The sequence below is a fragment of the Thiocapsa sp. genome, assembly GCF_035467215.1.
Taxonomy (GTDB): domain Bacteria; phylum Pseudomonadota; class Gammaproteobacteria; order Chromatiales; family Chromatiaceae; genus Thiocapsa.
On the sequence record NZ_DATITZ010000292.1, the window covers coordinates 1 to 11,038 of the forward strand.

Below are 11,038 nucleotides of genomic sequence, written 5' to 3' on the forward strand. Positions count from 1 at the left end.
GTCCGGCGCCTACGGCGAGCGCCAGCACGCCATGCAGGCGACGCTCGCCCGGGAGCAGGGTCTGAACGCCTCGTTCCGCTCCGTGCTCTCGGAGCTTCAGGCCGAGCAGTCCAAGGTGAAGGGCGAGCTGAGCAGCCGGCAAGCCGACTATGCCCGGCTCGACGCCGCTTGGGGCGATCTGAAGCGAAGCCTAGCCGCCGAAACCAAGGCCAACCGAGCGCTCGCCGCGCGGGTTTCCGCGATCGACAGCAGCGTTCAGTCCCGCAAGGCAGCCGATTCGGGCTCCGATGTTTCCGCGAAACAGGCAGCCCGCGACGATCTCAAGCTCAAGGTTTCCATGTTGGAGAAGGAGCTGGCGGCGGGTGTTTACGAATAGCGACCTACCGACCCTGGTGCTCCTCCTGCATCTCCCGCATTAGGAAATAGTTCAGCGCCGTGCGGATGACCACGATGGCGCCGAGCTTGCCGATCTGATCCCAGCTCGGCGCCACTGCCGTAGACAGGATGTCGGCACCGACCTGGAACTCGAGCGCCAACGCCAGGTAGCGCGCCAGCGTGAGTCGGATCGGGTTGTAGTCCTTGATGCCGGATGAGAACAAGGCGCGGATGAACTGGTAGGTCGCCACGACGACGCCGATGCCGATGATCAGCGCCCCCATTGCCTCCACACCCAGCTTCAGCCACAAGACCGCGCTCAGCACCCATTCCTCGACGCCGAGTGCAGCCGGATCGGGAAGCCCGGTGCCGGCGGCCGATTCCGAAAGTCTATTGACGCCCTCGCTCATTCCTCGACCGGAAAACCGTAGGGCGGCGCCTCGAGCCGCAACAGAGGTCCGTCTTCGCTGAGTCTGACCTCGCCGGATTCGGCCGCCTTGATCTCCACGACGGCGAGCAGTGCATAACGACCTGTATCGAGCGGGCTGGCCGCGACGACAGTCCCGCTGCCCTGCTGCGAGGTGCTGTCCGGCGAGAAGAGCGGGGCGCCCGGTCGCGGCGGCGTCTCGCTCTCGACCTCGCCGACGTACATCCGGCGCTTGAGCTTGCCGAGATACTGCATCCGGGCCACGACCTCCTGACCGGTGTAGCAGCCTTTGTGGAAGCTCACACCGTCGATGAGCTGCATATTGGCCATCTGGGGAACGAAGGTATCCGCCGTGTCGTTGTAGACGCTCGGGATGCCGGCGCGGATGTCGAGCAGTGTCCAGGCGTCGGTGTTTACCGGCACGGCTTGGGTCTGCAGTGTGTCCCAATGCGCGCGCAGCGGCTCGGGCGGGCCGATGATCTCGATCCGCGGCGTGGGCCCCGGCAGGCGAACCACCAGGATCTCGTCGACGAAAGCGAGGCCGTTCTCGAGCTCGGGCACCGGCAGACCAAGGGCGCTCAGGGCCGCCGCGGCACAATCGCCGGCAATCGCGATGCGGACCAGATCGTCGCTCACGTCGTCGATGGTCACGCGACTGCGCAGCACGAACATGCGCAGCCGTTTGAGGAGATCCGGGACGCGTTCCGCCGGCAGTTGAAGATAAAAGGTGTCGCCGATCCGTATCACCAGGAAGTTCGCCAGCATGCGTCCCTTCTGGCTGCAGTGACTGCTCCACTGCACATGGCTCTCGGAGAGCTCGCGCAGATCGTTGCTGAGCTGGCCTTGGAGAAAGCCGAAGGCGTCCTCGCCGCGCACGGCGAGGAGTCCTAGATGGGAGAGATCGAAGAGACGACAGTCGGGTGCTGCGCCCGGAGCGGGCTCGGGGAAGCGGGGAATCCCGTCCTCGTCGATACGCACGGAGGTCGCGGTGAGATGGTCGCGCCAAACTGGATGCATGCTGATTACCTCGGGCTGGATTCCGGGAGGCCGCACGATGCTGCGTCGGGAGGCGGCCGGTTCCGGTATCATAACCAAAGGTGCCGCGAAAACCGCGCTCGACAGGGATCGATCGCGCAAGGCCGGTTTAGTTGGTGCAGTGGAGATCACAGCAGCTTGTCGACATATCAATCCAGTCCGCCGGTCAATAGCCTGGTGCTTTACAAGATCCGCCCCGCACGCGTGGTCAGCGTGGGCGAGAAGATCGAGATCGAGCTCGACGGCGGGCACAAGCGCGTTCGACCCAAGGATGTCGAGCTTTTGCATCCGGGTCCCCTGCATCGTCTCGCCGATCTCGCGCCTCAAGAGGGCGAGCTGCACGCGGCTTGGGAGCTGCTGGAGGGTTCGGAGACCAATCTCAAGGATCTCGCCGAGCTGGCGTTCGACGCCTTCACCCCGGCCACGGCTTGGGCGGCCTGGCAGTTGGTCTCCGAGGGGCTGACCTTCAGCGGGACCCCGGCGCAGATCCAAGCACGTCCCCGCGAGGTGGTCGAGCGCGATCGTGCCGAGCGCGAGGCCAAGGCGGCCGAGGAGCGCGATTGGCAGGCGTTCCTGGAGCGCATGTCCGCGGCGGCGCCGGCACCCGAGGATCGGGATCGACTCGGCGAGGTCGAGCGCTTGGAGCACGGGCAATCCGAGCACAGTCGTATCCTCGCCGCGCTGGGTCACCAGCAGACGCCCGAAAACGCCCACCGCGCGCTGGTCCAAGTCGGCTATTGGCACGCCACTCACAATCCATACCCGGCGCGATGCGGGGTCCCGACCCGAGATCCCGATCTGCCTGTCCCGGCGCTCATCGAGGAGGAACGTCTCGACCTGACGCACCTTGCGGCCTATGCCATCGACGATGAAGGCAATCAGGATCCGGACGACGCCATCAGCGTGGACGGCGATCGACTCTGGGTCCATGTGGCGGACGTCGCCGCGCTGATCGATGCCGAGTCCGAGATCGAGCGCGAGGCGAGGGCGCGCGGGGCGAACCTGTATCTTCCCGAGGGCGTGGTCAACATGTTGCCCGCGAAGGTCACGGATCAACTCGGGCTCGGGCTGCAGCCGATCTCGCCGGCGCTCTCCTTCGGTATGCTGTGCGACCCGCAAGGCGAGATCCTGGACATCCGGATTCATCGCACCTGGGTGCGCGTGGAGCGTTTGAGCTACGACTGGGTCGAAGAGCGCCTCGACGAAGGTCCCTTCGCGGCCATTCGAGCCTTGGTCGAACCCTTCCGTGCCCGTCGTCATGCCGACGGTGCGACCGGCCTGGATCTGCCCGAGGTGAGCATCCGTGTGGAGGAAGGGAAGGTACGGATCCGCCAGCTCCTGCGGCTCGGCAGCCGTGCGATGGTTACGGATGCCATGCTGATGGCCGGTGTGGCCGCGGGGCGGTTTTGTCTGGAGCGCGGGATCCCGATCCCCTATGCGACTCAGGCGCTACCCGACGGACTGGATACCGCCACCGATCTCGCGTCCATGTACGCGCGGCGACGCCGTTTCAAGCCGACCCGCCTGACGGGTACGCCGGATCTGCACGCCGGGCTGGGTCTGCCGATCTACACCAGGGCGACGAGCCCGCTCCGCCGTTACTCGGACCTGTTGGTTCATCAGCAGATCCGGGCCGAGTTGACGGGCCGACCCGGACTCTCCGAAGAGGAGGTCACGGCTCGCGTCGCTCAGGCGGAGCTTGCCGCGGCATCCGTTCGCCGCGGGGAGCGGCTTTCCAACCAGCACTGGAAACACGTCTTCCTGCGCGAGAATCAGGAGTGGCGGGGCGACGGGGTCGTCGTCGACAGCGACGAGCGAAAGGTGACGGTCTTGATCCCGGATCTGGCACTGGAGGCGAGGGTTCGCTCGCGCGATGCGCCCGGGTTGAACGAGCGCCTGCGACTGACGGTGACCGAGGTCGATATCCCGGCGCTCACGTCCGGATTTCGGATTCTCGGTTGATCGGCCCGGGCCGATCCGGCTCGGGTCTGTTTGCCTTGACCGGTGCCGCGCGAGGCCTCGGAAGTCGCCGATTCCGCGAGCGACCGCCGGCCGCTCGCGGAATCGGCGCGGACAGGTCCCGCTCAGGCGCCCCAGCGCCGGACGGAACCCGTGTCGAGGTGGACGAAGTCGGAACGACGGTAGTAGCCGACACCGCCGCGCCCGAGGGCGATCGCCGCATCTCGGATATAGCGTGTCGGAAGGTCGGGGAAGCGTACATCGATTGCCTGTCCGGTAAGATGCAGGCTATTTTTGGCGACGCCGCCGGAGGTCTCCCGGAGCATCTTGTTGGTGCGCGGCGACCGGTATCCGCTCAGGACGTCGAAGCGGGCATCGGGGTCGCCGAGGTGGGTCTTGATGTCGTACAGGAGGTCGAGCAGCTGCGGATCCATCGAGACCTGGTCACCGGTGCGAAAGTCTCGGAAGAAGTGATTGATCTCTCGCAGGGCGCTGCGTTGGTAGCTATCTCCGATCCGATAGGTCACCGCAAGACGTTCGTCGGTGTGGAGATGATTGAAGGCCAGTACACGCGAACGATCGGCCGGTTTCTTGGCGAATGCAGGTGCAGCGACAGCGGACAGAGCCGCACCTAGAAAGTAACGTCGATTCATGTTCCCCCCGGTACATTGGACGTTCTAGCCTGTAGGCAGGGGAGAGTATAGGAAGTGATCGTCGAAAAGCAATCAAAAATTTGTCATCCAGCTCCATTCGATGTCGAGATTAAAATCTTACACAAGATAACAATGATAAGATGCTGTTGAAAATATTGAAAGTTTGATGATCTAACAGATTACGTGATGACTCACGAGAGACATTTTTCAAACGGATCCGGTCGTGTTCTGACTCTATTTCGACCATGTTCCGACCACATTGCGAACACCGATTCGAAGATGCTCCTGTACGTTTTGCAATCGTGCGCGTCCGGCGATAATTCGTCTATGATGGTCCTGTAAAGCCATTCGGGGGCGGATGTATTGCAAATCGGCAGACGACGGGCTCCCCGCCCATGCCGAGAGGCCGACGGCTCCGCCGTCTCGCCCTAGCATGCACCGCCGGGATGCACCGGGTTCGGCACCGTTGGAGGGGGGATGAGATGCGAGGACTCCTGGCGACATGCGTCGTCCTGGCAGCGTGCGGCGTCGCAGGCGTGGCTCAGGCCGATGTCTACAAATACGTCGATGCCGCGGGCAAGGTCTATTTTACTGACGCGCCGCTGAAAGGCAGCAAGTATCGGCTCGAGTGGAAGCGCGAGTCGAAGAAACTGATCCGCGAGAGCGAAACGCGCTCGGCCGGCCTCAAGCAGCCCAAGCTACTCACCGGCGAAAGGGCCAAGGCGGCTGCGCCCATCACGGGATCGCTGGCAACGCGCCGTGCCGCCTACGAGAAGCTGATCGCCGCCAACGCCCGCCGTTACGGGCTCTCACCCGCACTGATCCATGCCGTCGTGCGTGCCGAGTCGGCCTACAACGCGACAGCCGTCTCGAGCGCCGGCGCGGAGGGGTTGATGCAGCTGATGCCCGGGACCGCGGCCCGCTACGGCGTCACGGACAGCTTTAATCCGGTCGAGAATATCCGCGGCGGCACCGCCTATCTGCGCGATCTGATGGACATGTTCGATTGGGACCTCGAGCTTGCTCTGGCCGGTTACAACGCAGGCGAGGGGGCCGTCATCAAGCACGGGCGCAAGATTCCGCCCTATGCGGAGACACAGGCTTACGTGCGTAAGGTCCGACAGTTTCTCTGGGCCGAGAAGGACGCCGGCACCGGCGTGGTGATGTCGGTGCGCTGACGTGCGGGCGGGGTCGTCGGGTCGTTTGTCGAGATTGCGTCCGGCGCCGCGGGCTAGTCCTCCCCGATGACGCGGTTGTCGCGCGGGGTCGAGAGCAGCTTCTCCGCCTCGCCTTGTTGACGTGCGAAGACGAGCCGGTACTGGATGTCGCTCCCGGTGCCTTCCTCCTCGCGGCGGCGACGCACCAGTGCGCGGGCGTCCTGATAGCGTTCGATGGTGTCGACGTATTCCAGTTGCAGGGGCGGTGAGATCTTGTAGACGAAGTAGGGCATGGTGGGTGTGTCCTTCGCGGTGTTTGTTTTCCGGGTGCCGATCGTTTGCTCGTGGCGGAAGATGGGCCCGCCCGGGCGGGGCGCAAGTCTAGCGCACTCCACGCCCCGCAGCGCCGAATTGCGAGCGCCCTTGTGCAAAGTGAATTTGTTCGTTGCATAAAGATCCTCTGGGCAAGGAGTTTCAAGGTCCGTGGTATGGTTTTGACCTAAACCGCGCGCCGTGCGATTTACGTCGTTTGTTGGCTTGGCTTGGCTTGGCCGCGCCACCACTGCCGGCCGAACCTTGTCGCGTCCGATGCGGTCCGTGCCGTTCACGCACGAACCCCGATTACGGCACCCGACATGAAAGCAGTTCCCTCAGTCGTTTCATCGTCCTCCTCGGTCGAGCATCGAGCGGTGCACGATGAACCCCACCCCGAGAGGCAGAAGATGATCAAACCCGTCGGTTCCGAGGCTTTGAAGCCCCTTTTCGTGTACGACCCGGATTCCCACCATGCCTTGATGCGCGAGGCCGAGGCCTTGCCGTCGGTCATTATCAGCTCGCAGGCGGCCGCCAATGCCGTGATGTTGGGCGGCGGGTATTTCAGTCCGCTGCCCGGATTCATGAATGTCGCCGATGCCATCGGCGTCGCGGAGGGAATGCGGACCGCCGACGGGCTCTTCTTCCCGGTGCCGATTCTCTGCCTGCTCGAGAGCGCCAACGGGATCGCGGGGGCCAAGCGGATCGCCTTGCGCGACCCCAATGTCGAGGGCAATCCGGTGCTCGCCGTGATGGATGTCGAGGCGATCGAGCAGGTGAGCGACGCGCAGATGGCGCTGATGACCGAGAAGGTCTATCGCACCTCGGACCCGGAGCACCCGGGCGTCCAGACCTTCAACAGCCAGGGCAGGTTCGCGGTCTCGGGCCCTATCCAGGTCCTGCATTTCTCCTACTTTCAGGACGACTTCCCGGACACCTTCCGCACCGCGGTGGAGATCCGCAACGAGATCGCCGAGCGCGGTTGGAAGCGCGTCGTCGCCTTCCAGACGCGCAATCCCATGCACCTCGCCCACGAGGAGCTGTGTCACATGGCCATGAAGCGGCTCGACTGCGACGGCCTGGTGATCCACATGCTGCTCGGCAAGCTCAAGCCCGGCGATATCCCGGCGCCGGTGCGGGATGCGGCGATCCGCAAGATGGTCGAGCTCTATTTCCCGCCCAACAGCGCCATGGTGACGGGCTACGGCTTCGACATGCTCTACGCCGGACCGCGCGAGGCGGTGCTGCATGCCTACTTTAGGCAGAACATGGGTGCGACCCACTTCATCATCGGCCGTGATCATGCCGGTGTCGGCGATTACTACGGCGCCTTCGATGCTCAGACGATCTTCGACGAAGAGGTTCCCGCAGACGCCCTGCAGATCGAGATCTTCAAGGCCGACCATACCGCTTACTCGAAGAAGCTCAACCGCGTGGTTATGATGTGCGAGGCCCCGGATCACACCAAGGATGACTTCGTCCTGCTGTCCGGCACCAAGGTCCGCGAGATGCTCGGCAACGGGATCGCCCCGCCGCCCGAGTTCTCCCGACCCGAGGTTGCGCAGATCCTGATGGATTACTATCGCTCGCTCGATTGAGCCGCCTTCTCGGCGATCTGCGTTGCTCGCGGGGTGCAGCTGCGCTCGCGCGGACAACGCACTTCTGCGTCGACAGGGTTCAAGCAGCGGATTCTTTAAATGACGACCAGACGGTGTCGCTGCAGGGGTGGTTGATTCCTGCGCGGCCGAGAGATCCATGTCCAGCTCCAACCTCCCGCACGAGACAGGACACCGGGATGCGATGCCGAGGCGCGAGTCCGTTCTGACGCTCGTCCTGCTGACCCTCGCGACACTCGGGATAGGGCTGCTCTTCGCGCTCGATCAGCGCTGGGGTTACGACGAGGCTTGGCATCTCTATCTGAGCACCGTCTCGCCTTGGACCAAGGCTCTGGAGGAGGGCCTGGTCGACGCCCATCCGCCGCTGCATCATCTCCTGCTCATGCCGATGGCCCGGTTCGGCCCGGATCCCTTCTGGTTCAGGTTGCCGTCGGTCTTGGCGGCCGTCGCGACCGTTCCGCTCTGGTATCTGTTGCTGCGGCGTCTGCGTGTCGTCCCGGAGATGGCATTGCTCGGGGTGGTGTTGCTGATTACAAGCTTCGGCTTCCTCGAGCTTGCGGTCTCGGTGCGCTCCTATAGCTTCGGACTGCTTTTCTTGGTCATCGGGCTGCTCGCGGCGACGACGCTCGTCCCTCGGAGCGCTTCGGCCGCGATGGATCTCGGGTACACGCCCAAACCGCAGCCGCTGATGGCCGCGTTGGGTCTGAGCGTTGCCTTCGGCTTCATCTACTCGGCACTCTTCGTTGCACTCGGCTTGATCCTGGCCTTGGCGCTGATGTGGGCGGTTCGGGCCGGACGCCGCTTTGCACGGCCGCTCCAATGGCTGCGGACCTGGCGATTCTTGGATTGGACCGCCTTTGTTGTTCTGGTGATCGGTGCCCTCTCGGTGCTGCTGTGGTTTGCACTCGGTTACGGACGCGGTCGCGGGGCCGTGGCGCCCATGCATCTAGAGGGGTTTACGCTGAGCGAGGGCGATTCGATCCTCCAATTCGCCTGGTGCGGTCTGGTCGGCAACGCCGGTTGGCTGATCCCGCAGTTTTCGCCGACCGATCTGGGGCAGACAATTGCCGTGGCGCTGTTCTGGACGGCTGCCGTCGTGGTTCTGGCGCTCGGGCTCTGGCGTCGGCGGAGCGCGCGGGTTCTGATGGTCCTGGCGGCCGTGATCGCAACCGCATTGGTCTTTTCGGCTGGGATGGCGGGCGCCTACCCGTTCGGCGGACAGATGCGCCACCAAGCGATGCTGTTGCCGCTCTATCTGGTCATCATCGTCTTGGCGCTCGATCTCGTCTGGTCGCGCCTGCACTCCCGGCGCGTGCAGCAGGTGTTCAGCCTTGCGGTTGTCGGGTTCGCCTTGTTCGGGCTCTTTCGTGCCCACGCGACCGACCCCGTCGGCGAGGCCCACACCGGCGGAGTGCGTCCAGAAATCGCGGCCGCGTTCGCGTGTGACTCGGGGCAACAGGCCGTCTACATCGAGGGACGCGCGTTTTATCCGTTCTATGCCGCCGCCTACGCCAAGGGGATCGCATTCCGCACGACCCTGACCGAGCAAGACGGCGTACCCGTCGAGGTCCCATATGGAACGGGTTGGTTCAACGGCTTGATCCATCCGAGGGTCTGGGACGTCTTCACGATGAAGGACGATTGCGGATCCGACCGCATACTCATCCGAGACCGCCGACGTTGGACCTTGCCCGAGAGCCCCGACGCACGGCTCGAGTCGCAAGTGGAGGCGCTGAAGAGCGCGCTCGGGGTTACGTCCGTGCAGTGGATCCGTCTTCCTCCGGAACCGGAGGACGCCTCGTCCGAAAGCGCGACGGCATCGGCTGACGAGCCGACCGCGGCGCGCTGCCCGATTCGCCGGTAGGTGGTGATCTTCGAAAAAGCGTTTCGAGCATGTTCGGACGCCGCCGTTTACGCGCTCTCGCTCAGCGAGGCCGCCTCCCGCCGTATCTGGCGATACGAATAATGCCGCGAGACGAAGTAGAGGGCGCCGGTCAAGGTGACCGGCACCCAGTGGCCGACGAGGAAGAGGATGCTGGCGGCGAGTGCGACCTCTTGGCCGATGCCGAACGGCGTCAAGGCGAAGACGAAGGCGGCCTGAACCGGGCCGACGAATCCGGGCACGCTCGGCAGCGACACGGCCGCTGCGGTGACCCCGACCACCAGCATCGCCACGCCGGGCGACACCGAAACGTCGTAGCCTGCCAGACTCAGCCACACCAGTGCCGCCGCGACATACCAGCGCAGGAGCGACTGCAACAGCAGCGCTGCGGCGGTTGACGGCGTGGCGAGCGCAGCCAATCCGCGCGTCAACTCGGCGAGATAGGTCTGCCCGCGCTCGGCGACGAGGACGGGAAGGGACGGGCTCAAACGTCGCCAGAGACCCAGCGAGACATCCGGGAAACGTCCGAGCAAGACCAGGGTGGTTATCAGCGCCAAGATTCCGGCGAGCGCGATGGCGAGACCATAGGTCCAGCCGGGCGGTAGCTCTCCGACCAGGATTGCACCGGTGACGAAGACGAGCAGGATACCCACCAGGTCGAGCGCCCGCTCGACCACCAGCGTCATCAGGACCCCGCTGCGCGAGCATCCCGACTCCTTCGCGAAGATGACGGCTCGGATCAACTCGCCGATGCGCAGCGGAAGCACGTTGTTCCCGGCAAAGCCGATCATCATCGAGGGTGCGACCTGCCGCATCGAGAAGCGACCGAAAGGTCTGAGGATCAGGGTCCAACGCAGCGCGTTGTTCAAGAAAAAGAACGCCAAGAGGATCAGGAACGGCGCGATGACCCAGAGCTCGCCTTCGAGCAGCGTGCTGCGCAGCGTGCCCAAATCGACACCCCGCAGTGCGTAGACGAGCAGCCCGACCGTAAAGAGGATCGGGAGCAGCAGTGCGAGGACCCGTTTCATGCGTCGGGCCGTCCTTCTGACACCGACTCGGGCATCGCGTCGGGATACAGGCGACGCACGGTCGCCAGTGCGGACTCCAGATCCTCGTCGACCTCGATATGACGGAACTCGGCGTTGCGGCCGACTGAATGGAGGTTCTCGTACCGACCCAGCACCGCCTCCGCGCGCGCCTTCACGGCCTCGAATCCGCGGTCGTAGACCGGGTAACCGAAGCCCTCGGGCAAGACCATCACGTCGTCCACCCGGGCCCGGTCAACCAAGTGATAACGTTCCAGTGCGCTCAGGACATCCTCGGCGGGTCGATCCGTCTCGGCGGTTACCTCGGCGCAGAGCACCGTGTTGTCCACCTTCGCCTCCGGATCGTGGAAGTTGCGGAACTCCGCCATCCGGTTGATCACGACATCGCCGTCGCCGAAATAGACCCACTGATAGGGCATGACGCGCGGCTGCTTTACATGCAGATAGACCAGCTCGATGCCGCGATACCTGAGCTTGAACTGCGTATTCCACGCCCATTCGGCCACCCATTCCACGGGCATTCGGCCACTGATTCCACGCTGATTCGGCCACCCGTTCCACGGCGATCCGGCCACT

At 64.3% G+C, this 11,038-nt stretch carries 11 protein-coding genes; 5 read left to right on the plus strand and 6 right to left on the minus strand.

Features of this window, described 5'->3' with window-relative positions; all coding sequences use genetic code 11:
• The coding region (locus VLR48_RS16310) for a hypothetical protein (RefSeq protein WP_325292801.1) at positions 1 to 376 on the plus strand (376 nt) is incomplete at its 5' end.
• A 4-nt stretch (positions 377 to 380) separates the two neighbouring features.
• On the opposite strand, the gene VLR48_RS16315 is transcribed toward VLR48_RS16310, so the two are convergent.
• Both VLR48_RS16315 and VLR48_RS16320 read right to left on the minus strand, forming a co-directional pair.
• Positions 381 to 785 (minus strand): DUF1622 domain-containing protein, encoded by a 405-nt coding sequence (locus VLR48_RS16315; RefSeq protein ID WP_325292802.1) that lies wholly within the window; start codon positions 783 to 785, stop codon positions 381 to 383.
• Positions 782 to 1,819, minus strand: a complete 1,038-nt coding sequence (locus tag VLR48_RS16320) for a folate-binding protein (protein WP_325292803.1) — start codon at positions 1,817 to 1,819, stop codon at positions 782 to 784. Before VLR48_RS16320 ends, VLR48_RS16315 begins: the two co-directional genes overlap by 4 nt.
• Positions 1,820 to 1,975: 156 nt before the next feature.
• Here VLR48_RS16320 and VLR48_RS16325 point away from each other — a divergent pair, with 156 nt between their 5' ends.
• A complete protein-coding gene (locus tag VLR48_RS16325; protein ID WP_325292804.1) occupies positions 1,976 to 3,799 on the plus strand; it encodes an RNB domain-containing ribonuclease in 1,824 nt (607 codons plus the stop codon).
• 122 nt (positions 3,800 to 3,921) lie between these two features.
• Here VLR48_RS16325 and VLR48_RS16330 read toward each other — a convergent pair whose 3' ends face one another.
• On the minus strand, positions 3,922 to 4,449 hold the full coding sequence (locus VLR48_RS16330; RefSeq protein WP_325292805.1) for a YcbK family protein: 528 nt from the start codon (positions 4,447 to 4,449) through the stop codon (positions 3,922 to 3,924).
• 482 nt (positions 4,450 to 4,931) lie between these two features.
• Between VLR48_RS16330 and VLR48_RS16335 the strand changes: the two genes are divergently transcribed.
• Positions 4,932 to 5,627, plus strand: a complete 696-nt coding sequence (locus VLR48_RS16335; RefSeq protein ID WP_325292806.1) for a lytic transglycosylase domain-containing protein — start codon at positions 4,932 to 4,934, stop codon at positions 5,625 to 5,627.
• A 53-nt stretch (positions 5,628 to 5,680) separates the two neighbouring features.
• On the opposite strand, the gene VLR48_RS16340 is transcribed toward VLR48_RS16335, so the two are convergent.
• The gene (locus VLR48_RS16340) at positions 5,681 to 5,899 is read right to left on the minus strand and encodes a hypothetical protein (protein WP_093034691.1); all 219 of its coding nucleotides are present in this window, start codon (positions 5,897 to 5,899) and stop codon (positions 5,681 to 5,683) included.
• Positions 5,900 to 6,328: 429 nt separating this feature from the next.
• Between VLR48_RS16340 and sat the strand changes: the two genes are divergently transcribed.
• Together sat and VLR48_RS16350 are read left to right on the plus strand one after the other, a co-directional pair.
• Complete coding sequence (gene sat / locus VLR48_RS16345) at positions 6,329 to 7,516, plus strand: sulfate adenylyltransferase (RefSeq protein ID WP_325292807.1); 1,188 nt, start codon at positions 6,329 to 6,331, stop codon at positions 7,514 to 7,516.
• Positions 7,517 to 7,673: 157 nt separating this feature from the next.
• On the plus strand, positions 7,674 to 9,398 hold the full coding sequence (locus tag VLR48_RS16350) for a hypothetical protein (protein WP_325292808.1): 1,725 nt from the start codon (positions 7,674 to 7,676) through the stop codon (positions 9,396 to 9,398).
• A gap of 47 nt (positions 9,399 to 9,445) precedes the next feature.
• Here VLR48_RS16350 and VLR48_RS16355 read toward each other — a convergent pair whose 3' ends face one another.
• Both VLR48_RS16355 and VLR48_RS16360 read right to left on the minus strand, forming a co-directional pair.
• Positions 9,446 to 10,444 (minus strand): lysylphosphatidylglycerol synthase transmembrane domain-containing protein, encoded by a 999-nt coding sequence (locus tag VLR48_RS16355; protein WP_325292809.1) that lies wholly within the window; start codon positions 10,442 to 10,444, stop codon positions 9,446 to 9,448.
• The coding region (locus VLR48_RS16360; RefSeq protein WP_325292810.1) for a hypothetical protein at positions 10,441 to 11,038 on the minus strand (598 nt) is incomplete at its 5' end. The genes VLR48_RS16355 and VLR48_RS16360, both read right to left, overlap by 4 nt.